This is a genomic window from Burkholderia thailandensis E264 (assembly GCF_000012365.1).
Lineage (GTDB): Bacteria > Pseudomonadota > Gammaproteobacteria > Burkholderiales > Burkholderiaceae > Burkholderia > Burkholderia thailandensis.
This window is the reverse complement of the sequence record NC_007650.1, coordinates 1406229-1427989: the sequence shown is the minus strand read 5'-3', so window position 1 is coordinate 1427989 and position 21761 is coordinate 1406229. Positions and strand designations below refer to the sequence as shown.

Annotated in this window: 17 protein-coding genes; 10 read left to right on the top strand and 7 right to left on the bottom strand. The window is 71.4% G+C overall.

The annotated features are described in order from the left end of the window. Positions 1 to 12 precede the first annotated feature (12 nt). The 5 genes from BTH_RS06205 to BTH_RS33260 form a co-directional block, all read right to left on the bottom strand. The gene (locus BTH_RS06205) at positions 13 to 9132 is read right to left on the bottom strand and encodes a type I polyketide synthase (protein WP_227739545.1); all 9120 of its coding nucleotides are present in this window, start codon (positions 9130 to 9132) and stop codon (positions 13 to 15) included. Between the two features lie 15 nt (positions 9133 to 9147). After that, positions 9148 to 9846 carry a hypothetical protein gene (locus tag BTH_RS06200; protein WP_009896787.1) on the bottom strand — a complete coding sequence of 233 codons (699 nt, stop codon included), beginning with the start codon at positions 9844 to 9846 and terminating at the stop codon, positions 9148 to 9150. A 96-nt stretch (positions 9847 to 9942) separates the two neighbouring features. Then, positions 9943 to 10170, bottom strand: coding sequence for a hypothetical protein (locus tag BTH_RS06195; RefSeq protein ID WP_009896785.1), 228 nt, complete (start codon positions 10168 to 10170; stop codon positions 9943 to 9945). 167 nt (positions 10171 to 10337) lie between these two features. Further along, a complete protein-coding gene (locus BTH_RS33265; RefSeq protein ID WP_127446365.1) occupies positions 10338 to 10556 on the bottom strand; it encodes a hypothetical protein in 219 nt (72 codons plus the stop codon). Then, on the bottom strand, positions 10543 to 10779 hold the full coding sequence (locus BTH_RS33260) for a hypothetical protein (RefSeq protein ID WP_127446364.1): 237 nt from the start codon (positions 10777 to 10779) through the stop codon (positions 10543 to 10545). The genes BTH_RS33265 and BTH_RS33260 overlap by 14 nt, the downstream gene beginning before the upstream one ends. A gap of 22 nt (positions 10780 to 10801) precedes the next feature. Between BTH_RS33260 and BTH_RS06190 the strand changes: the two genes are divergently transcribed. The 3 genes from BTH_RS06190 (at position 10802) to BTH_RS06180 (ending at position 13379) form a co-directional block, all read left to right on the top strand. Beyond that, positions 10802 to 12280, top strand: coding sequence for a PLP-dependent aminotransferase family protein (locus BTH_RS06190; protein ID WP_025404184.1), 1479 nt, complete (start codon positions 10802 to 10804; stop codon positions 12278 to 12280). A gap of 194 nt (positions 12281 to 12474) precedes the next feature. Beyond that, the gene (locus tag BTH_RS06185) at positions 12475 to 12912 is read left to right on the top strand and encodes a carboxymuconolactone decarboxylase family protein (RefSeq protein ID WP_009896781.1); all 438 of its coding nucleotides are present in this window, start codon (positions 12475 to 12477) and stop codon (positions 12910 to 12912) included. After that, entirely contained in the window at positions 12909 to 13379 is a 471-nt protein-coding gene (locus BTH_RS06180; protein ID WP_025370263.1) for a cupin domain-containing protein, read from the top strand. The genes BTH_RS06185 and BTH_RS06180 overlap by 4 nt, the downstream gene beginning before the upstream one ends. Before the next feature lie 133 nt (positions 13380 to 13512). Here BTH_RS06180 and BTH_RS06175 read toward each other — a convergent pair whose 3' ends face one another. Then, positions 13513 to 13647 carry an entericidin A/B family lipoprotein gene (locus BTH_RS06175; protein ID WP_004528487.1) on the bottom strand — a complete coding sequence of 45 codons (135 nt, stop codon included), beginning with the start codon at positions 13645 to 13647 and terminating at the stop codon, positions 13513 to 13515. 282 nt (positions 13648 to 13929) lie between these two features. Here BTH_RS06175 and BTH_RS06170 point away from each other — a divergent pair, with 282 nt between their 5' ends. The 4 genes from BTH_RS06170 to BTH_RS06155 all read left to right on the top strand — a co-directional run bounded on the left by BTH_RS06170 (position 13930) and on the right by BTH_RS06155 (position 19333). After that, on the top strand, positions 13930 to 15225 hold the full coding sequence (locus BTH_RS06170) for an aspartate carbamoyltransferase (protein ID WP_009896761.1): 1296 nt from the start codon (positions 13930 to 13932) through the stop codon (positions 15223 to 15225). Positions 15226 to 15658: 433 nt separating this feature from the next. Continuing rightward, a complete protein-coding gene (locus BTH_RS06165) occupies positions 15659 to 17905 on the top strand; it encodes a TonB-dependent receptor (RefSeq protein WP_009896759.1) in 2247 nt (748 codons plus the stop codon). Positions 17906 to 17909: 4 nt separating this feature from the next. Continuing rightward, the gene (locus BTH_RS06160; RefSeq protein WP_009896758.1) at positions 17910 to 18653 is read left to right on the top strand and encodes a tetratricopeptide repeat protein; all 744 of its coding nucleotides are present in this window, start codon (positions 17910 to 17912) and stop codon (positions 18651 to 18653) included. Then, positions 18650 to 19333, top strand: coding sequence for a Fe2+-dependent dioxygenase (locus BTH_RS06155; RefSeq protein ID WP_009896757.1), 684 nt, complete (start codon positions 18650 to 18652; stop codon positions 19331 to 19333). The genes BTH_RS06160 and BTH_RS06155 overlap by 4 nt, the downstream gene beginning before the upstream one ends. A gap of 193 nt (positions 19334 to 19526) precedes the next feature. On the opposite strand, the gene BTH_RS06150 is transcribed toward BTH_RS06155, so the two are convergent. After that, positions 19527 to 20102, bottom strand: coding sequence for a cysteine hydrolase family protein (locus BTH_RS06150; RefSeq protein ID WP_009896755.1), 576 nt, complete (start codon positions 20100 to 20102; stop codon positions 19527 to 19529). 112 nt (positions 20103 to 20214) lie between these two features. Between BTH_RS06150 and BTH_RS34320 the strand changes: the two genes are divergently transcribed. The 3 genes from BTH_RS34320 to BTH_RS34315 all read left to right on the top strand — a co-directional run bounded on the left by BTH_RS34320 (position 20215) and on the right by BTH_RS34315 (position 21415). Next, positions 20215 to 20373, top strand: a complete 159-nt coding sequence (locus BTH_RS34320) for a hypothetical protein (RefSeq protein ID WP_154660028.1) — start codon at positions 20215 to 20217, stop codon at positions 20371 to 20373. A gap of 194 nt (positions 20374 to 20567) precedes the next feature. Continuing rightward, the gene (locus BTH_RS06145) at positions 20568 to 21167 is read left to right on the top strand and encodes a nucleotidyltransferase family protein (RefSeq protein ID WP_009896753.1); all 600 of its coding nucleotides are present in this window, start codon (positions 20568 to 20570) and stop codon (positions 21165 to 21167) included. Positions 21168 to 21265: 98 nt separating this feature from the next. After that, positions 21266 to 21415 carry a hypothetical protein gene (locus BTH_RS34315; protein ID WP_009900078.1) on the top strand — a complete coding sequence of 50 codons (150 nt, stop codon included), beginning with the start codon at positions 21266 to 21268 and terminating at the stop codon, positions 21413 to 21415. Positions 21416 to 21761: the final 346 nt, after the last annotated feature.

The window sequence follows — 21761 nt, the reverse complement described above, 5'->3', positions numbered from 1 at the left end:
GAAAGCGGTTGCTCAACGGTTCGCGGCCAGCGCGGCCAGATCGTCCGCATCCAGCTCGCCGCGCGGATCGGGCGGCGGCGCGGACGCCGCCGGGGCGGCGGGCGGCGCGGCGGACTCGCGCGCCAGGCGCAGCAGCGACGCCGCGCAGTCGGCCGCGAGCGCGTCGATCGCGGCGGCGTCGAAGCGCGCGACGTCGTAGATGAATTCGATCCGCAGGCATCCGTCGATCAGCATCGCCTCGACGGCGAGCGCGTGCGGCTGCGGCAGATCGGCCGCACGCTCCGCGCCGCGCAGCGGACAGCCCGGCCGCCACGAGATCACCCGGAACGGCGCGTGCGCGATGCCCGTCAACTGGCCGAGCCAGTTGAGGCTGACGGCCGGCCGGTGGCCCGCCGCCAGTGCGTTGCGCGCGTCGTCGGGGCCGAGATGGCGCAGCGCGCCGTAGTCCGCGCCGCGATTCGGAATCGACAGGCGCTGCGCGCGCACCGCTGCGGCCGCGGCGGCTTCCGGCACGCCCGTCAGATCGAACCACGCAGGATGGCGCGCCGTGAGCCAGCCGATCGTGCGCGCGGGCTCGGGCAGCCCGTGCGGCGGCGTGCGTCCGTGCCCCTCCAGCTCGACGTACAGCAGCGGCTCGCCGGTGCGGCCGCCGAGCGCGAGCGTGAGCGCCGCGAGCAGCAAGTCCTCCGTTTCCGCGCCCGCCTGCGCGGCCGGGCCGGCGATGACCTCGCGCGTCTCGTCCCCGGACAGCGTCAGCCCGGCCGACGCCGGCGCTCCGCCGCCGCCGCCCGCCTTCACCGGCAGCGCCGGCGGCGGCAGGCTCGTGCTCAGCGTCCAGTATTCGAGCTGCGCGAGCGCATCCGGCGACGCGGCCCGCTCGGCGAGCGTCTGCGCCCATTGCCGCAGCGAAGGCGTCTTCGGGCCGAGCGGCGCGCCGGGATCGCGCAGCAGCCGGGCGAGATCGTCCAGCAGGATCGCGCACGACACCGCGTCCGCGATCCAGTGATGCATGACGATCAGCAGGCGCGGCGGCGCGCCGTCCAGCCAGCCGAGCACGAGCGGCGAGACGGCCGGGTCCGCGAGCGCCTGCAGCCTGGTCAGCGCGTCGGGCGTCGCGTGCGCGGCGTCGACGCGATGCAGCGGCGGCGGCGCGACCGGACCGTAAATCTGCGCGGGCTCGCCGCCGCCGGCGTTCGCGCGCAGGCGCAGCCCGTCATGCTGATGCATCAGCCGAACGAACGCGTCGGCCACGCGATCCGGCGTGACCGCGACGTCGAGCTCCAGCAGCAGCGACAGATTCGCGTGCGCCCGCCAGCCCGCGCCGATCTCCAGCCAGCGCCGTTGCGCGGGCAGCAGCGGCACCGGCCCGCTCAGCACGCCCTGCTCGGCTTGCGTGTCGACGGGACGGATCAACGGCGCGAGCGCCGCGATCGTCGGATGCCGATAGAGATCGCTCGCCTGCAGGCGCCATCCGTCCCGATGCAGCCTCGCGACCATCCGGATGCCGAGGATGCTGTCGCCGCCGAGCGCGAAGAATTCGTCGTGCACGCCGATGTCGGCCCGGCCGAACAGTTCGCGCCAGAGCGCGACGAGCGCCGCCTGAACGCGGTCGGCGTCGCACGAGGCGGACACCGGCGCTTCGGCCGCGCCCGCCGACCAGTCGGGCGCGGGCAGTGCGCCGCGATCGAGCTTGCCGTTGGCGCTCAGCGGCAGACGGCCGCACCGGACGACCTGCGCGGGCACCATGTAGTCGGGCAAACGGCCGTGCAGCGCGCGGGCGAGCGACGCCGGATCGCCTGGCGCGCCGTCGCCCACCACGTAGGCGACCAGCACCGTGCCGCGCGCCGGATGATCGGCGGCGACCACCGCGGCCGAAACCACGCCGGGCAACGCTTCGAGCGCCGCCGCGACCTCGCCCGGCTCCACCCGGTATCCGCGGATCTTCGTTTGGTCGTCGGTCCGCCCGACGATCGTCAGCGTGCCGTCCGCGTTCAGCCGGGCCAGGTCGCCCGTCGCATAGAGCGGCCCGTCGACGCCGCTCGACGGCTGCGGCCGGAAGCGCGCGCCGGTCTCGTCCGGACAGCCCGGATAGCCGAGCGCCACCTGCGGGCCGCCGACGTGCAGTTGCGCGCACACGCCGGCGGGCGCCGGCCGGCCGCCGGCGTCCAGCAGGACGAGCGCCGCGCCGGCGAGCGGCGCGTCGAGCCGCAGCTCGCCGGCGCCGCGCGTCCACTCGCCCGTCGCGACGCCGACGGTCGTCTCCGTCGGCCCGTAATGGTTCATCACGCGCAGCCCAGGCGGCGCGCACTCGGCGAGCCGGCTCAACAGGCCGGGCCGGGCCCGCTCGCCGCCCAGCACGAGCACGCGGCGCGGCAGCAGCTGCGGATCGGGCGCGCCGGCGAGCAGCGCCTCCAGATGCGACGGCACGATCTTCAGCAAATCGACCGGGCGCTTGCGATGAACGGCGGCGAGCAACAGCGGATCGCGCGCCGCGGCGTCCGACTGCACGCACAGGCAGCCGCCGTCGAACAGCGCGGGCAGCGTCGCCGTCAGGCCGAGGTCGGCCGCGACGGTCGAGACCAGCCCGCACGCGAGCCCGGGCGGCAATCCGAGCCGGTTCAGCAGGCCCTGCACATACCATTCGACCGCCCGATGCGGCACGGCGACCGGCTTCGGCCTGCCTGTCGAACCGGACGTGAAGAGCACGTAGGCGACGTCCTCGGGATTCGGCGCCGGCCACGCGCGCCGCGCGTCGCGGCGAGTCGCCTGCGCGCGAGACGGAAGATCGAGCGTCGCGCAACCGTGCGCGAGCGTCGGGTCCGCGTCCGCAGCCGCATCGCGCAAGACGAGCGCGCAGCCCGCGCGGCGGATCATGTCCGCGATTCGTTCGGCGGGCGTCGCGGGATCGATCGGCATCCACGCGCGCGCGGCCTTCCAGCACGCGAGCATCGCGACGGGCAGCGCCTCGGTCCGGGGCAGCAAGAGCGCGACGGGCCCATGCGCCGCGCCCGCGCCGTCGATCGCATCAGCGGCGGCGTCGGACCAGCGGTCGAGCTCGGCGCGGGTCAGGCGCGCGTCGCCGTCCACCGCCACCGCGACGTGCTGCGGCGCACGCTCGAGGTGCCGGCGCCAGCGCGCGGCGAGCGGCTCGGCGCGCCCGGCCGCGACGACGGTGGCCCAGCGCGCGACATGCTCGGCGCCGTCGCGCAACGGCTGCTCGCCGCCCTGCGCGATGCGGCCGAGCAGTTGCAGATACTCGTCGGCGAGGCGCTGCGCGCGCCCGTCGCCGAACAGCGCTTCGTCATGGTCGAGTTCGACCATCAGCGCGTCGCCGCCGTCGGCCACGTTGCACGCGAGATCGAACCGGCCCGCGCCGACGGCGGGCGAGCGCAGGCGCGCCGCGACGCGTTCGCCGAAATCGAGCGCCGGCGGCACGCGGTCGAGGTTGAACGTCGCCGGCACGAGCAGCGGACGCGCCGGGTCCCGCTTCAGCGCGAGATCGTCGACGATGTGCGCGAACGGATAGTCGGCGTGCTCAAGCGCCTCCGTCACGGCGGCGCGCGTGTGCGCGAGCAGCGCACACGCGCTGTCGACGGCGTCGATGCGCAGCCGGATCGGCAGCAGATGCGCGCAATAACCGACGACGCGCTCCGCGCCGTCTCCCGCCGCCGCCCGCCCGGCGTACGGCACGCCGATCACGACGTCGAGCGCGCCGTGCCGCGCGAGCAGCCATGCGAAGCCCGTCAGCAGCACGGCGAGCAGCGATGTCCGCTCGGCGGCCGCGCGCGCGCGCAACGCGCGGGCCAACGGCGCATCGACGCGCCGCACCTCGCGCGCGCCCCGGAACGCGCGCACGGACGGGCGCGGCGCGGCGAGGTCGAGATCGAGCCCGAGCGGCGCGTCCTGCAGCCGCGCGCGCCACCAGTCGCGCGCGGCCGCCCAGCGGCCGTCGCGCTCGGCGTCCCGGTGCGAGGCAAGCACGCGGCGCAGCGATGGTGCATGCGGCAGCGGCGCGCCGCCGTAGCACGCCGCGATGTCGGCGGCCAGCACCTGCAGCGAAAAGCCGTCGAGCGCCGCGTGATGGCCGACGAGCAGCAGCGCATGCGCGCCGTCCGCGATCTCGAACAGCGTCGCCCGCAGCAACGGGGGCGTTTTCAGATCGAACGGCACGGCCATCCCCCGGCGCACCTCGGCGTCCAGCTCCGCCGCGTCGATCGCTCGCGCCGCCAGCGCCAGCCGGCCCGGCGGCATCATGCGCAGCGTGCCGGACACGGGGTCCATCGCCGCCCACAAGCCGTCGTGCCGCGCGGCCGCCCGCTCGACGGCGTCCCGCAGCCGGTTCGCATCGAGCGGCCCGTCCAGATCCAGCAGCAGCGGCAACGCGTACGCGACGGCGCCCGCCGGGTCCATTTCCGCGAGCGCCGCGAGCTGGCGCTGCGCGCGAATCATCGGCAGCGCGCCGGCATCGCCCGCCGCCTCAACAGCCGTGCCGGCCGCGTCGATCCCATCGGCCGCGCCGATCGCGGCGCCGCCGTGGCGCTCGTCGAGCATGCCGCCGTCCCGCAGCGCGGCGACGGTGTCGGAGACCGCCGCCACCAGCCGGTCGCAGTCGGCCTCGGTATGCGCGGCCGACAGGAAGCAGGTTCGCCCCTCCCACACATAGATGCCGCGCAGCAGCAGGTGATAGAAGAACAGATCGAGATTGCGCTCGAACACGAAGCGGAACACGGAGCCGAAGCGCGCGATTCCGATCGGCGTGCCGGCGAGCGCCTGCGCGAGGCGCGCATGCAGGCGCGCGGCCCGGTCGTTCAGTTGCGCGTACAGCGCGTCGCCTCGCCGCTCGATCTCCGTCAGCACGGCCACGCACGCGTCGATCGACAGCGGATTCTTGTTGAAGGTGCCCGCGAACAGCGTCGTCTCGGCAACGGGCGCGCTGTCGTCGCCATAGCGCCACGCGCCGCCGTCCACGGCCGCCATCACGTCCGCGCGGCCGGCGAGCGCGCCGATCGGCAAGCCGCCGCCCAGGATCTTGCCGTACGCGACCAGGTCCGCCTTCACGCCGAAGTGCGCCTGCGCGCCGCCCGCCGCGATCCGGAAGCCGGTGATCAGCTCGTCGAAGATCAGCAGCGCGCCCGCCTGCTCGGTCAGCGCGCGCAGGCGGCGCAAGAACGCCGCCGGCTGCAGGTCGGGCCGCCGGCTCTGCACCGGCTCGACGAGCACGGCCGCCACCTGCCCGAGCAGCGCGGCGAGCGTGTCGAGGCACGCCTCGTCGCCGTATTCGAACACCAGCGTGTCGGCGACCGCGCCGCGCGCGACGCCGGGCACGGCCGGCGTGCCGCCTGCGGCGGGATCGTCCGGGTCGGCCGCGTCCGCGAGTACGCCGTCGAAATGGCCGTGATACGCGCCGCGGAAGATCACGACGCGCTCCCGTCCGGTGACCGTGCGGGCGAGCCGCAGCGCGACCATCACCGCTTCGGTGCCCGAGTTCACGAACGCGACCCGGTCCTGCCCGGACAGCCGCGCGATGGCGGCCGCCGCCTTGCCGGCGCGGTCCGATTGCGGGCCGAGCCGCAGCCCGCGCGACAGGCTCTCGCGCAGCGCGTGCGCGACGAAGTCGGGCGCATGCCCGAACAGGTGCACGCCGAAGCCCATCGAGATGTCGAGATAGCGGTTGCCGTCGACGTCCTCGAACGTCGTGCCCGCCGCCGAGCGGCAGACGATCGGATACAGCATCGCCTTGATCGACGGCCGAAAGCCAGCGCTCGCGCGGCTGTCGGCCATCACGTCGCGATAGCGCGCGGCAAGCGCGCGGGAGCCCGCGGTGCGGCGCGTGTAGTCGCCGATCAGTCTGTCGAGGTGCGCCTGCCGACGGGGCGACAGCGCGTCGCGCGCCGTATCCGCGCGACGCGTCGGATGCGCGGCGCGGATCGCACCGCGCATGCCGCCCGCGCGCGCGATTTCGGCGACAGGCCGCCGCGCCGCGCCGTCCGGCAGCGCACGCTCGCCCGCGCCGCGGCGGCCCTCGATCAGATCCAGTTGCCGGCGCATCAGGTCCAGTTGCTCGCGCACCACCTGCGCGATCACATCGGACGACGCACTCGCGGCCCCCGCCGGCTCGCCCGGCTCCGCCGGCGGCTGCGGCGCCTCGGCGGCCAGATACGCGGCGAGCGCATCCATCGTCGACAGTTCGTCGAAGAACGCACGCATTGGAACGCGCACGCCGAACGCGGCCTCGATTTTCCTCGCCGCAGCCATCAGGACGAGACTGTCCGCGCCCATCTCGATGAACGGCACCGTCGGATCGATACGGTCCGGCGACGTTTCGAGCGCCTGCGCGATCGCGTCGCGCAGCTTCGCGCCGATGTCGCACGCGCGCTCATGCGCCGCCGTGGCCGGCAAGACCGCCGCGACCGGCGGCGGCTCGGCCTGCGCGTCGCGCGTCGCGACGGCGCCCGTCGTCGCGGCCGCGCCCGCGACGACCGTGCCTTCCGCGAGCAGCGGAAACGGCGCGTCGTCGAACGGATAGAGCGGCAGCTCGGCGTGCACGCGGCCGGGCCCGTCGATCGCGCGCCAGTCCGGCGTCACGCCCGCCACCCACAGCGCGCCCGCCGCGGCGAGCAGCGCGTCGCGATCCCGCGTCCCGCGCGCGAGCGACGGCACGACCTTCAGCGTCGGCGCGGACAGCGGCGCGAGCCGGCTCAGCATCGCCTGCGGCCCGATCTCCAGCCCGAGCGCGATGCCCTCCGTAGCGAGCGCGCGCACGCCGTCCGCGAAGCGCACGGGCTCGCGCAGATGCCGCACCCAGAATTCGGCGTCCAGCACCGTGCCGGCCGGCAGGACCGCGCCCGTCCGGTTACAGACCATCGGCAGGCGCAGCGGCTGCATCGCCACGTCGGCGAGCGCCGCGCGAAACGCGTCGAGCATCGGCTCCATCGCGGGCGAATGGAACGCGGCCGACACGGGCAACGCTCGCGTGGCGATCCCGGCCGCCGCCAGCCGCCGCACCGTTTCCGCAAGCGCGTGCGCGTCGCCCGCGACCGACAGTTGCGCGGGACCGTTGTCGACCGCGATCGCCGCGCCGGGCGCGAGGTGCGGCGCCACCGCATCGCGCGCGGCCGCGACCGCGACCATGCCGCCCGGCCGGGCCGAAGTCGCCGCCAGCCGGCCGCGCAGCGCGGCCACGCGCATCGCCGCGTCGAACGACAGCGCGCCCGCGGCGACCGCGCCCGCGTAATCGCCGAGGCTATGGCCGATCACGATGTCGGGCTCGATGCCCCAGGCCGCCCACTGGCGCGTCAAGCCCACCTGCAGCGCGACCATCAGCGGCTGGGTCACGTCGGTGCGGTCGATCGTTTCGTCGCCGGCCGCGAGCCAATCCATGATCGGCAACCCGGTGATCGCGCACGCTTGCTCGAGCGTTCGGCGCAATTCGGTATCGCCGTCGAGCAGGCCGGCCGCCATGCCGGGAAATTGCGCGCCCTGGCCGGCGTAAAGAAACGCGAGCGCCGGCCGGCGCCGCGGCGCGGCGCCTCTCGCGGCGACGCCCTCCAGACCGCCCGCGGCGGCACGATCGAGTGCGGCGGCCAATGCGCCCGCGTCCGCCGCGACCACCGCGAGCCGCTGCTTCAGCGGGCTGCGCGCCGCGTGCGACGCTCGCGCGAGACGCCACGCGCCGGGCGGATCGCCGCGCACGCGCTCGGCCGTCGCCGCGGCGAGCCGGTTCAGCGCTTCGTCGCTCGCCGCCGACAGTACGAGCAACGGCAGCCACGGATCGCCCGTTTTCGTGCCGGCATGCCGGGCGGGCGGATCAGGCGGGGCGAGCAAATCGGACGGCGGCGCGGCGGCGATCAGATGGCAATTCGCGCCGCCGAAGCCGAACGAGCTGAGCGCGCCGATCGGCGGCCGCCCGCGATCGGGCAGCGGTGCGAGCGCGGTCGGCACCGTGAGATTCCATGCATGGAAATCGATGTGCGGATTCGGCGCGTCGAATCCGGCGCTCGCGAGGACTTCGCGATGCCGCAGCGCAAGCGCCAGCTTGATGAGCCCGGCCACGCCCGCCGCGGCTTCCAGATGCCCGATGTTGCCCTTGACCGAGCCGACGGGCAGCGCTGCCGCGCGCCCGACGACCGCGCCCAGCACGCGGCCGAGCGCCTTCGCCTCGATCGGATCGCCGAGCAGCGTGCCCGTGCCGTGCGCCTCGACGACGTCGATCTGCTCCGGCGCGACGCCGGCCGCCTCGAGCGCCCGCCGGATCAGCGCCTCCTGCGCGAGCGCGCTCGGCGCGGTGATCCCGTTCGACGAACCGTTGTGATTGACGGCCGAGCCGAGCACGACCGCGACGATCCGGTCGCCGTCCCGGCGTGCGTCCGACAGGCGCTTGAGCACGACGGCGCCCGCGCCCTCGCCTCGACCGTATCCGTCGGCGGAGGCGGAAAACGGCTTGGATCGCCCGTCGGCGGCGAGCATGCGCGCGCGGGAAAACGCGACGGACGCATCGGGGCGCAACATCAGCGACACGCCGCCCGCGATCGCCAGCTCGCACTCGCCTGCGCGCAGCGCCGCGCAAGCCAGATGGACCGCGACGAGCGACGACGAGCATGCGGTATCCACGACGAGGCTCGGCCCCGTCAAGCCGAGCAGATACGAGAGGCGATTGGCGAGCACGCTCGTCGCGTGCCCCGCCGCGGTCGACGCGCCGATCGCCGACAGTTGCGCATGCGCGCCGCCGAATTCGCCGTTGCTCGCGCCGAGAAAGACGCCGACGGATCGCCCGCCCAATCCCCAGCCGGGCATGCCGGCATCCTCCAGCGCCCACCAGGCGGTCTTCAGCATCAGCCGCTGACGCGGGTCCATTTCGCGCGCATCGCGCCGGGACAGGCCGAAGAAATCGGGATCGAAGAGGTCCGCGCCGTCGATCGTCGCGGCCCGGCGCGTCAGGACGCGGCCTGGCGCGTCCGGGTCCGGATCGTGCAGCGCGGCCGCGTCCCAGCGCTCGGGCGGCAGTTCGCGCACCGCGACGCGGCCCGCGCGCAGCAGGTCGAGAAACGCCGCCGGCCCGACGGCGCCCGGAAAGACGCAGCCCATCCCGACGATCGCGATCGGTTCCGCCCGACAAGGGTTGTCCGTGTTCATCGGCGGCCTCGGCATTCAGCGCCTGTCGTCGCGAACGTCGTGGCCGATGTGGCGAAGGATCGACGTCTCGGTCTCCTGAAGCGTGTCGTGAATGCCGGCCCAGATGCGCTCGCCGTCGTCGGCGGGCGAACCCGACGCGATGCGGCCCTGCAGGCGGGCAACGAGTTCGAGATCGGCGATGCGCTCGCCGAGCGCGAAGCCGTGCACGCGGGTCGCGCCGGCGAACGTGCCGTAGAGCGCGAACGGGCCGCTCGTCATCGCGGCGGCGGCCTCGCGCGCGCGGTCGACGAACCGGCCGGCCGCCGCGGGGGCGACCTTGACGTTCAGGTAATACAGATACTCCGCCGGCGCGTCGCGCGGCGGCACGGGCGCGAGCCCGAGGTCGATCCTGTTGAGCACCGACGTGTTCATGTCCAGCACGCAATCCTGGAATTCGCCCAGCCGGATCGCGCCTTCGTCGCCGTAGACATCGGCCATCACCTTGTCGAGCGACGCCATGTCGTCCATCGCGCCGAGCGAATCGAGGGGAACGATGATGTAGACGCCAAGCGACGGCCCCGCGACGGTCGCGTACGCGCTCCACTCGAGCCGCGCAGGGTGCTGGCGATACGCGAACGCGACCTGGCGCGCCAATTCCTTGAACGCCGCGTATTTCTCGCGCCGGATGGTCGCGCGAACGAACAGGCAAAGCGGGGCTGGAAACGTCCAGATCAAGGGCGGACTCACATGGGCTCGTGAAAGGAATGCGAAGGGCCCGCCGCAACGGCGCCGCGCCCTTCGCGAGCGATCACCGCGACCGCGGCGGCGGCCTTACTTCTCGATCTTGAGCAGCACCGCGCCGCTCCAGTTCGCGCCGCCGTTGGCCACGTGGACGTTCAGGCAGTTGGTCGACTCGACCCACTCGAGCGTGGTGACCGAATTGCCGAGATCGGCGCCCTCGGCCTTCAGCGTGCCGTTCGGATCGGCCAGGAGTTTGGAACGATAACCGGGATCTTTAACGGCTTTGCCTAATGCGGAAACGATGTCGTCATAAAGCATGTCAATCACCTCACAGTGTGAATGGGAAGGGACCATCGATTTCGAGACAATTCCAGCGAGAATCGAGCGGCAATAGCAAGGCGCATTCCCGCCGAACCGGACATCCGCACTTCAAGACACGATCATTTTCATGTTGAAAATGACTCAAACGCTTGTCGCCATGGTGCTCAACAATGGACGGCCCGCTTGAATCCAATGCGCGCGAAACAGACGAAACGCCACTGCCAGCGCAGCCAGATTAGCATACCGGCAGCGGCGGCAGAAAAGCCAAAAGGCATTTTTTTCGTTAATTTCGCAAAATTGAATTTATGCCGATTCCGCATCGAAAATAATCGGTCGGGTAATATTTCATCCATCGATTTCATTTCAACATCAATTACAGCCATTGATTTTCATTGCGAAATCCAGGAATTTGACGGAACACCTCAAATTTTTGAATTTCATTCGCCGGCCAGGCGAACGGTTCCGCGCCGAGCGCGCCGAGCGCGCAGTCGCAAAACGGCGCGAAACGGCGCGAAACAGCTCGATTCGCGCGTGGACCGGAACCGGCCGCGCGCCGGCGATGCGCGCCGCATGGGCCGCGCCGGCATGCCAGAATGGCGAATTCATCGCTCGTTCAGGTGGCCACGCCGTGGAACTTCAGATCAGCCTCCACGATCGCCGAGACCTCGCCGGCCAGATCTATCGGCAACTGCGCGCGGCCATTGTCGACGGACGCGTCGCCGCCGGCGCGCGGTTGCCTTCGACGCGCGATCTCGCGCACCAGCTCGGCGTGTCGCGCAAGACGACGCTCGACGCGTTCGAGCGCCTCGCGAGCGAGGGCTTTCTGCTGACGCGCGCGGGCTGCGGCACGTTCGTCGCCGACGGCCCGACACGCGTGCCCGCGGCGCACGCCGACGGCGCTCCCGCGGATGCGATGCGCGACGGCTACCGCGCCGAGCGCCGCGACGATGCGCTCGCCCGCGCGCACGACGGCTGGTCCGACGTGCCGGCCGGGCTGTCGATGCCGCCGGCGCGCGCGCCGCTCGCGTTCGACTTCCGCGGCGGCGTCACCGACAAGGCGCATTTTCCGTGGGACGACTGGCGGCGCTGCGTCCTGCACGCGTTGCGCGCGCAGGCGCGCAGCAGCGGCGACTATCGCGACCCGGCGGGCGAGCCCGAGCTGCGCGACGCGATCGCGCGCTACGCCGGCTTCAGCCGCGCGGTCGCATGCGACTGGCAGGACGTGATCGTCACGCAGGGCGCGCAGCAGGCGCTCGACCTGCTCGCGCGCGTGCTCATACGCCCGGGCGACGTCGTCGCCGTCGAGGAGCCCGGCTATCCGCCCGCCCGCGCGGCGTTCGCGGCGCTCGGCGCGTGCGTGGCCGGCGTGCCCGTCGATGCGCACGGCCTCGTCGTCGCGCAACTGCCGGACGACGCGCGCTTCGTCTACGTGACGCCGTCGCATCAGTTCCCGCTCGGCATGCCGATGAGCCTCGAGCGGCGCGTCGCGCTGCTCGAATGGGCGCAGCGGCGGCGCGCGGTGATCGTCGAAGACGACTACGACTGCGAGTTCCGCTTCGAGGGCCGGCCGCTCGAACCGCTCAAGAGCCTCGATCGCGCGGGGCTCGTCGCATACGTCGGCACGTTCTCGAAGACGCTGTTTCCGGAGCTGCGGATCGGCTACGCGGTGCCGCCGCACTCGCTGAACCTCGCGCTGCGCAACGCGAAGCAGATCGCCGACTGGCACGCGTGCACGCTCACCCAGACGGCGCTCGCGCGGTTCATCGCGGACGGCGCGTTCGCCCGCCATCTGCGGCGCATCCACCGCCACTACGACGCGCGCCGCCGGCTGCTCGCCGCGCATCTGCACGGCGCGCTGTCGCGCTGGCTGCGGCCCGTGATTCCGGCGGCCGGCATTCACCTGAGCGCGCGCCTCGCCGCGGGCATCGACGAGCGCGCGACGCTCGACGCCGCTCGCGAAGCGGGCATCGACCTGCACGGCATCTCGGCGTTCTACGCGGATAGTCCGCCCGACGCCGGCATCCTGTTCGGCTACGGCGGCATCGACGCGCCCGCGATCGACGTCGCGCTCGCGCGGCTCGCGGACGTGTTGAGTCGGTGCGCGTGAGTTTCGGGCTTTCGGGCGCACGGATTTTCGGACTCGAGGGCGCGTGTCCCAGGGCACGCGAACTCGCCGCCCCGCAACCCGGCCTCCTGAAAATTCCGGAAATTGGTCATTCCGGATAGCCATTCGCGCCGCTAATCTGGCTGCGTCGCGCGGCTTCGCGCATTCGACGATCACCCGATACCGAGGAACGCATCATGGAAACCCGTCTCGACTACCGCAAAGCGAACCCGCACGCGCTCAACGCCATGCTCGCGCTCGAGGAGCGAATCGCGCAAAGCGGGCTGGAGCCGACGTTGATCGAGCTCGTGCGCCTGCGCGCGTCGCAGATCAACGGCTGCGCGTACTGCGTCGACATGCACACGCGCGACGCGCGCAAGCACGGCGAAACCGACCGCCGTCTCGCGACGGTCGTCGTCTGGCGCGAGGCGCCGTTCTTCACCGATCGCGAACGCGCGGCGCTCGAATGGACCGAGGCGGTGACGCTCGTCGCGCGCGATCACGTGCCCGACGCCGTCTGGGAGGCGGTGCGGCCGCATTTCACCGATGCGGAACTCGTCGATCTGACGCTCGCCGTCGCGACGATCAACAGTTGGAACCGCTTCGCGGTGTCGTTTCGCAAGCTGCCGGCGTGAGGTCAGGCATGGCGCCCGACAGGAAAGGAATCGCGGCCTCCGCGCGAATCGCAGGCATCGCGCGATCCGCCGCGTTTGGTGCGGCGGCGCTCGCCGCTGCGCTCTTCGCCGCGCCGGGCAGCGCGCATCGCGGCGACGTGGGGCAAGTGCGGCCGGTGCTGACGCAGCCGCTCGCCGAAGCACCCGGCAACGACGCGCAGGTCGTGACGGTAGCGTATGCGCCCGGCGCGGCGTCCGGTCCGCACGCGCACGCGGGCTCGATCTTCGCGTTCGTCACGCAGGGCCGCGTCGTGTCGCAACTGGAGGGCGAGCCGCCGCGGACCTACGGGCCGGGCGAAGCGTGGTACGAACCGCCCGGCTCGCATCACATCGTGTCGCGCAACGCGAGTGATACCGAGCCCGCGCAGATCGTCGTGTTCGCGGTGGTTGGCGAGCATCGCGCGTTGAAAACGCCGCTGCCGCGTTGACGCGCCGCCGCGCCGCCGCGCCGCTCGCCCGGCGGGCAAGCGCCCGAAACGACGCGGGCCCGGCTGGATGCCGGGCCCGCTCATGCCGTCGCACCCGCGGCGGCGGCATCGTCGACAACGAAAACGACCTCGCTTACTTCGCCTTTTCGGCCGTGTTCGAAATCGCCTGCCCGCCCTTCGAGATGTCCTGGCCGACGCCGGCGATCGTGTTGCAGCCGGCGAGCGCGGCGGTCAGGATCAACAGGGCGGCGGCAATCGCGCGATTCATTCTCACTCTCCTAGTTCAGTGCGGACGCTTCACGAGCGACCGGCGTATCGGAATCCGCCCGCGAGACGGCGCGGGGACCGGTCCGGATTATACGGACGCGCCGTATCGCGCGGGGCAAAGCAATTGTTAAACGTGTTTCGGTTCGTGCGGCAATGTCGCGCAACGCCTGCGCGCCTTGTCCGCGTCAGTGTCTCCGTCAATCGGCGCGCATTTTTCGCTTGACTTCGAGCGCCGGCGACCTACCATACGCATCGCGTATATTTCAGAGAGCCCAGCCGACCGATGACCGTTCCTCAGCAAGCGTTCCTGCGCGACGCGATGCGCCGCCTCAACATGACCCGCGAAGCGTTCGCGAACCGCATCGGCGTCAGCCGCCGCGCGCTCGACACATGGCTGCTGCCCGACGATTCGCAGGAATCGCGCGGCATGCCCGAGATCGTCGAGCGTTTCGTCTCCGAAATCGTCGAACGCACGCCGGCCGGCGAAGGGTATGCGCAAAGCGTAGATTCCCGGCAGCCGCTCGCGAGCCAGTTCCTGTTCGAAGGCAAGCCGCAGTTGCTGTCGGTCGATCAGTTCTCACGCGACTCGGTCGAGGCGCTGTTCCGGGTCGCCGACGTGATGCAGCCGATCGCGCGCCGCCGCAAGATCTCGCGCGTGCTCGAGGGCGCGGTGCTCGGCAACCTGTTCTTCGAGGCGAGCACGCGCACCCGCGTGTCGTTCGGCGCCGCGTTCTGCCGGCTCGGCGGCTCGGTGTGCGACACGACGGGCTTCACGTTCTCGTCGATGGCCAAGGGCGAATCGATCTACGACACGAGCCGCGTGATGGCGGGCTACGTCGATGCGCTCGTGATCCGCCACCCGGAGCAAGGCTCGGTCGCCGAGTTCGCGCGCGCGACGAACCTGCCCGTGATCAACGGCGGCGACGGCCCCGGCGAGCATCCGAGCCAGGCGCTCCTCGATCTGTACACGATCCAGCGCGAGTTCTCGCGCCTGGGCAAGATCGTCGACGGCGCGCACATCGCGCTCGTCGGCGACCTGAAATACGGCCGCACGGTCCACTCGCTCGTCAAGCTGCTCGCGCTGTATCGCGGGCTGAAGTTCACGCTCGTGTCGCCGCCGACGCTCGAGATGCCGGCGTACATCGTCGACCAGATCTCGACGAACGGCCACGTCGTCGAGGAGACGCACGACCTCGCGGCGGGCCTGAAGGGCGCGGACGTCGTCTACGCGACGCGAATCCAGAAGGAGCGCTTCACCGACGAATCGTTCGAAGGCTACACGCCCGACTTCCAGATCAACCAGGCGCTCGTCGACACGGCGTGCGGCCGCGACACGCTGATCATGCACCCGCTGCCGCGCGACAGCCGGCCGGGCGCGAACGATCTGTCGACCGACCTGAACCGCGACCCGCGCCTCGCGATCTTCCGCCAGACCGACAACGGGATTCCGGTCCGGATGGCGATCTTCGCGGTGCTGCTCGGCGTCGAGCATCTGGTCCAGCACTCGATGCGCGACGCGACGTGGCGTCCGCCCGCGTACCTCGGGCCCGAGGACGCCGTGTTCCACGGGATCGACTGACGCCCGCCCGGCGCGCGCGGCCGGTCGGGAAGCCGGCCGCCTCGCCCGCCGCGTTCGGATTAGCGCCGCCGTTCGCGCCCTCGCCCGAGTTCGTCGCTCGCGCCCTGCGGCGCCCGCATCGCCCCCGCGTCGCCCCTGCGTCGCCGGGCCGATTCTTACCGCCACGTCACGGCCCTCAGGCCGCATCGCAGACGCAAGCGCGGCTCACGCCGCTGCGGCCACGCTGCGTCATTCCGCGCATTCCCTTTCTTTTCAATCAGATAGCGCCGAAGTCGGCCGGCCGTTTCGATCAATGTAACAAGAACGCTTCTCATTTATACACTTATTCACTAAAATGGCGCCCGAAAACAATTTGTAATAATTGGGCGGAACGCATCATGCAGCGGCCGTTGCTTCGCCCGATCGAGTCACACCTGGCGAGGAAATACCACCGATGAAGTCGCGTTCCGACGAGTTGAAGCTCGGAAAATTCACCACCCTCTGCAGCGTGCTCGCCGCGAGCCCGGCGTTCGCGCAGGACGCCGCGCCGCCCGCGGCAACCGCCGATCACGACAAGGAGCTCGCGCCGATCCAGGTCAAGGGCGCCGCCGAGCGCAGCTACAAGGCGGACTTCTCGTCGTCGGTGAAATTCACCGCGCCGCTCGTCGACACGCCCAAATCCGTCACCGTGATTCCGCCGGAACTGATCCACGACAGCGGCGCGGCGACGCTCACCGAGGCGCTGCGCACGGTGCCCGGCATCACGTTCGGCGCGGGCGAAGGCGGCAATCCGCTCGGCGACCGCCCGTTCATCCGCGGCTACGACACGCAGGGCAGCCTGTTCGTCGACGGGATGCGCGACACGGGCGCGACGACGCGCGAGATCTTCAACACCGAGCGCATCGAGATCACGAAGGGCTCGGACGGCGCGTACGGCGGCCGAGGCGGCGCGGGCGGCAGCATCAACCTCGTCACGAAGGCGCCGCATCTCGGCACGACAGCCGAGGCGAGCGCGGGGCTCGGCACCGACCGCTACCGCCGCTTCACCGCGGACGGCAACTGGCAGTTCGCCGACCACGCGGCGTTTCGCCTGAACCTGATGAGCCACAACAACGACGTCGCGGGCCGCGACGCGGTGAACAACGAACGCTGGGGTGTCGCGCCGTCGATCGCGTTCGGGCTCGGCACGCCCACCCGCGTGACCGCGAGCTACTACCACCTGTCGACCGACGACCTGCCCGACGGCGGCATCCCGTACTTCTACACGGCCTCGAACAAGCCGGCGAACGTCGACACGATCTATCCGGCGAACGTCGATCGGCACAACTTCTACGGCCTCGTCGACCGCGACTTCCGCAAGACGACGTCGGACATCGGCACGCTGCGGATCGAGCACGACATCACGCCGTCGCTGACGGTGCGCAACACGACGCGCTACACGGAATCGACGCAGGACTACATCTGGACGCAGCCCGACGACAGCCAGGGCAACGTGATCAACGGCCGCGTCTGGCGGCGCAACAACAACCGCAACAGCGCGATCAACAGCATCGCGAACCAGACCGAGCTGTTCGGCGAATTCCGCACGGGCCCGTTCAAGCACAGCTTCACGACCGGCATCGAGCTGTCGCGCGAATGGGGCAAGCGCGATTCGTACAGCGTCGCGACCGGCACCGGCAAGATCTGCCAGCAAGGAATCGGCGCGGCGTCCGGCTACAACTGCACGAGCCTGTGGTCGCCGAACCCGAACGATCCGTGGGCGGGCTCGATCAGGCGCAACAACGACTACGCGCATGCGCGCACCGTGACGAAATCGCTCTACGGCTTCGACACGGTCGAGCTGAGCAAGCATTGGCAGGTGAACGCCGGCGTGCGCATCGACGACTACTCGACCCGCTTCACCGACACCCGCGCGAACGGCGGCAAGACCTACACGCGCGACGACACGCTCGTGAACTGGCAGCTCGGCCTCGTGTTCAAGCCGGCGCCCAACGGCAGCATCTATGCGTCGTACGCGACGTCGTCGACGCCCGCCGGCGCGCTGCTCGGCGAAGGCGCGGAGACGCAATCGCTCACGCCGGGCCGAGGCGGCGTCGGCTCGAACGCCGACCAGCTCGCGCCGGAGAAGAACCGCAGCATCGAGCTCGGCACCAAGTGGAACGTGCTCGACGACAAGCTCGCGCTCACGGCCGCCCTCTTTCAGATCGACACGACGAACGCGCGCGTCACGCTGCCGAACAACCAGTACGCGATGGTCGGCAGCAAGCGCGTGCAGGGGCTCGAGCTCGGCTTCTCCGGCCGGCTCACGCGCGCGTGGCAGGTGTTCGGCGGCTACACGTACCTGAAGAGCGAGCTGCGCGAGAACGGCAAGAACACGGCGGACAAGGGCCACCAGTTCCCGAACACGCCGAAGCACAGCTTCACGCTATGGACGAACTACGACGTGACGCCGAAGTTCACGGTCGGCGGCGGCGCGTTCTACATGTCGAAGGTGTTCGGCGACACCGCGAACCTGCGCGCGGTGCCGTCGTACTGGCGCTTCGACGCGATGGCGCAATACCGGATCAACAAGAAGCTCGACGTCCGGCTCAACGTGAACAACCTGTTCAACCGCACGTACTTCGATCAGGCCTATCCGGCGCACTACGCGTCGATCGCGCCGGGCCGCTCGGCGTTCGTCACGCTCAACGCGCGCTACTGACGCGATGCGGCCGGTAACGTTGAAGGCGCTCGCGTCGGCGTCGCGCGAGGATCTCGCCGAGATCCTCGCCGGCCCGCCCGAGCGCGCGGCCGCATGGGTCGCGGCGGCCGCGGAGAACGGGATCGTCGAGGCGCAGGCCGTCTACGGGCAATACCTGCTCGACGGCCACGGCGTCGCGCGCGACGCCGCCGCCGCGCTCGGCTGGTTCAAGCACGCGGCGCGCGCCGATCATCCGATGGCGATGAACATGCTGGGCCGCTGCTACGAGTTCGGCTGGGGCACGGCCGCGAGCGCGGCCGTCGCCGCGTACTGGTATCGCGAGGCCGCGCGTGCGGGGCTCGACTGGGGGATGTACAACTACGCGACGATGCTCGCGCTCGGCAACGGCGTCGACGAGGATCGCGCGGCCGCGCTCGCGTGGTTCGAAAAGGCGGCGGCGCTCGGCCACGCGAAGTCGATCAACCTGATCGGCGGCTTCTACGAGGACGGCTGGGTCGTCGCGGCCGACCGCGACGCCGCGTTCGACTGCTACCGGCGCGCGGCCGCAGCGGGCGACTTCCGTGGCCAGTTCAACTATGCGCGGCTGCTCGGCGAGCGCGGGCGCGTCGCCGAGGCGCTCGAGTGGCTCGCGCGCGTGCCGCGCACCGCGACGCCCGCGTTCGTCGCGAAGATGCGCGCGTATCTCGCGGCATCGCCGATCGACGCATTCCGCGCGATCGCGGCGCGACAGGAGGAATTCGCAACATGATGCTTCACATTCCCGGCGTGCTGACGAAGGAGCAGGTCGCGCAATGCCGCGACATCCTCGACGCCGCCGACTGGGCCGACGGCAACGCGACGTCCGGCGCGCAATCGGCGCTCGCGAAGCGCAACCGGCAGTTGCCGGAGGGCTCGCCCGCCGCGCGCGCGATCGGCGACGCGATCCAGGATGCGCTCGCGCGCAATGCGCTGTTCTTCTCGGCGGCGCTGCCGCTCAAGGTGTTTCCGCCGCTCTTCAACCGCTACGCGGGCGGCGATGCGTTCGGCACGCACGTCGACAATGCGATCCGGCTGCTGCGCGGCACGGATTTCCGCGTGCGCAGCGATCTGTCGGCGACGCTCTTTCTCGAGGAGCCGGATGCGTACGACGGCGGCGAGCTGTGCGTCGAGGACACCTACGGCGTCCACCGCGCGAAGCTGCCGGCGGGCGACATGGTGCTGTATCCGGCGTCGAGCCTGCATCACGTGACGCCCGTCACGCGCGGCGAGCGCGTGGCGTCGTTCTTCTGGATTCAGAGCATGGTGCGCGACGACGCGGACCGCACGCTGCTGTTCCAGCTCGACACGCAGATTCAGCAATTGACCGCCGAGAAAGGCGGGCGCGATGCGAGCGTGATCGCGCTCACCGGGATCTATCACAATCTGTTGCGGCGGTGGGCGGATGCGTGACGGACGGGGAATCCGCGAGCGAGCACGGGAGATTGCCCTCGCCCCGAGCCGCCTACGCGCGCTTGCCGCTTCGCCTTCCCCGGAACAGCCGTCCGAGCGCTCCGATCACTGAGCAGCGGCGATCGACGGCGATGGCGCGCTCGACTCGTCGACGAGCGGGAGGCATCGCCGATGCATCGGCACGCGCGGGCCGTCAACCGCAGTCGAGCATGACGATGTCGGCCACGTTCATCACGCGCGCGTAATCCATCGCGAGATTGCCGAGCGACAGCGCATGCACGTCCTCGGCGGCCCAGAGCCGCCCCGACAGATCGCGCTGATCGAACGTGAAGCACGCGTCGCCCGCGACGATCGCATCGAACCCGAGATTGCCCGCCGAGCGCGCGGTCGATTCGACCGAATTGTTCGTGATGACACCCGCGATCACGAGCTGCGCGATTCCGCGCTCATGCAGCCAGCGTGCGAGCCCGGTCGCGGCGAACGCATCGGGGACGTTCTTCTCGACCACGTGCTCGCGATCGAGCGGCGCAAACGCTTCCTGAAATTCCACGCCGGACTGCCCCGGCCGGAACACCGAATCCTGCGAACGGGAAATGTGCCGGATATGCACGACCGGACGCCCGCTGCGCCGCCAGCCATCGAGCAACGCCGCGGCGCGCGCCTCCGCGTCCGGATTGTTGCGTCGGCCGAGTTTCGGGTCGTGAATGCCTTTCTGAAGGTCGATCAGCAGCAGTGCGGCGCGCGTCGAAAGCGAGGTGGATGCGTCCATGTGGCAAGCGAATCGGTCGCGAAGGAATGGATCGAGCGACGATTGTATCGGCGGTTTCGCCAATCGATATCGCCGATGTATGGCGAGCCTTCGCCCCCTGCTCCGAGCGCCGATGTCGTCGGCGCTCGCCGCCCGCCGCCCGCCGGAATTCGACGCCGGTTATTGCTCGGCGGAAAACGATGTCCTCGCGGCGACGCGCCCGACCTTCCGTGCTTCCGATTGCCGCGGCTTCCCGGCGCCCTTCCGTCCGAGTTCCATTTCCCCGCCGTGAGGGCGCGGCGTGACGAAAACGCCGATGGTGCGACACCTGCGCCCGTGCCCGGCTCCGCAAGCCGCTCTCCCCGCGACCGTCAACCGACGACGCCGCGCGCCACCCGCGCGCGCCCGAGGAAAGGGCTTCCCCGCACTTGCGCGCCGCCCGCGCCGCGCCGCACAATCGCAGCACCTCCGCCACCGGTTATCGCCATGACCCATGCGTCGCTCGCCACCGGCGTGCTGCTGGCCGCGGGCCTCGGCACGCGCTTCGATCCCGGCGGCGTGCACAGCAAGCTGCTCGCGAAGTTGCCCGACGGCACGCCCGTCGCCGTCGCGGCCGCGCAACGGCTCGCCGCCGTGCTTCCGGACGTGATCGCGGTCGTGCGTCCCGGCGCGGAAAAGCTCGCGCGTCTGCTCAGCGACGTCGGCTGTCAGGTCGTGTTCGCGCCCGACGCCGAGCGCGGGATGGGCGCAAGCCTCGCGGCCGGCGTGCGCGCACGCGCAGACAGCCCCGGCTGGATCGTCGCGCTCGCGGACATGCCGTGGATCGCGCCGGCGACGATCGAATCGGTCGCGCGCGCGCTCGACGCGGGGCTCGCGTCGACCGTCGCGCCCGTCTATCGCGGGCGGCGCGGCCATCCGGTGGGCTTCGCGAGCCGCCATTACGACGCGCTCGCAACGCTCGACGGCGACACGGGCGCGCGCGCGGTGCTCGCGGCCGCGCCGCCCGCGCTCGTCGATGTCGCCGATCCGGCCGTGCTGCGCGACATCGACACGCGCGCCGATCTGCACACGCCGCCGCACGATTGACGCCGCGCCAGCAAACGCGCGCCCGATTGCCTATAACGGAAGACGAACCCGGCGCGTGCGCGCCGGTCCTCCGCATTGACCGCGATTCGCCCATTCCCATGACCGACCATACGACGCCGCTGCCGGAACCGCCCGCCGACCCGACCCGCGACCCCGAAGACGACACGCTCTCGCCCTCGTCCCCCGGCCACCCCCATCACGAGAACCCGCAGAAACCGGAAGAGCCGCCGAGCAAGGACCCGGTGTGACGCGCCCGAGGCGGGCGGGCGCGGCGTGCGCCATGATCTCGCCGCGTGCGTTCCCTCGCCGCAAGCCGGCGCCCGCTCAGCGTTCGGGCGCGCTCGCGGAATTCGGCCTCGCTCGATCAGGGCGCAGGCCGTGGCCCGCGCACGGCGCTTTGCTCGGATCGCCTCGGGCTGCCGTGCGAGACCGGCTTTCCGGCCGCGCGCCGTGCCCGGCCTCGCCGCGGCGAGTTGCGCGACGCGCCGCCGTCTTCCGGCGCGCGCTCGTTGCGCTCATCGCATGACCGAACGCGCCGGTCGCCTCGTCGATTCGGCTGACGAACTGCCGTTGGCGACCTGAGCAATCGGCCGA

What these genes read in the sequence shown, in the direction of transcription:
- BTH_RS33260 (WP_127446364.1), bottom strand. Translation starts at nt 10,779, where the DNA reads ATGAATTCGCCATTCTGGCATGCCGGCGCGGCCCATGCGGCGCGCATC.
- BTH_RS33265 (WP_127446365.1), bottom strand. Translation starts at nt 10,556, where the DNA reads ATGGCTGTAATTGATGTTGAAATGAAATCGATGGATGAAATATTACCC.
- BTH_RS06175 (WP_004528487.1), bottom strand. Translation starts at nt 13,647, where the DNA reads ATGAATCGCGCGATTGCCGCCGCCCTGTTGATCCTGACCGCCGCGCTC.
- BTH_RS06195 (WP_009896785.1), bottom strand. Translation starts at nt 10,170, where the DNA reads ATGCTTTATGACGACATCGTTTCCGCATTAGGCAAAGCCGTTAAAGAT.
- BTH_RS06205 (WP_227739545.1), bottom strand. Translation starts at nt 9,132, where the DNA reads ATGAACACGGACAACCCTTGTCGGGCGGAACCGATCGCGATCGTCGGG.
- BTH_RS06160 (WP_009896758.1), top strand. Translation starts at nt 17,910, where the DNA reads ATGCGGCCGGTAACGTTGAAGGCGCTCGCGTCGGCGTCGCGCGAGGAT.
- BTH_RS06170 (WP_009896761.1), top strand. Translation starts at nt 13,930, where the DNA reads ATGACCGTTCCTCAGCAAGCGTTCCTGCGCGACGCGATGCGCCGCCTC.
- BTH_RS06150 (WP_009896755.1), bottom strand. Translation starts at nt 20,102, where the DNA reads ATGGACGCATCCACCTCGCTTTCGACGCGCGCCGCACTGCTGCTGATC.
- BTH_RS06145 (WP_009896753.1), top strand. Translation starts at nt 20,568, where the DNA reads ATGACCCATGCGTCGCTCGCCACCGGCGTGCTGCTGGCCGCGGGCCTC.
- BTH_RS06155 (WP_009896757.1), top strand. Translation starts at nt 18,650, where the DNA reads ATGATGCTTCACATTCCCGGCGTGCTGACGAAGGAGCAGGTCGCGCAA.
- BTH_RS34315 (WP_009900078.1), top strand. Translation starts at nt 21,266, where the DNA reads ATGACCGACCATACGACGCCGCTGCCGGAACCGCCCGCCGACCCGACC.
- BTH_RS06185 (WP_009896781.1), top strand. Translation starts at nt 12,475, where the DNA reads ATGGAAACCCGTCTCGACTACCGCAAAGCGAACCCGCACGCGCTCAAC.
- BTH_RS34320 (WP_154660028.1), top strand. Translation starts at nt 20,215, where the DNA reads ATGTCGTCGGCGCTCGCCGCCCGCCGCCCGCCGGAATTCGACGCCGGT.
- BTH_RS06165 (WP_009896759.1), top strand. Translation starts at nt 15,659, where the DNA reads ATGAAGTCGCGTTCCGACGAGTTGAAGCTCGGAAAATTCACCACCCTC.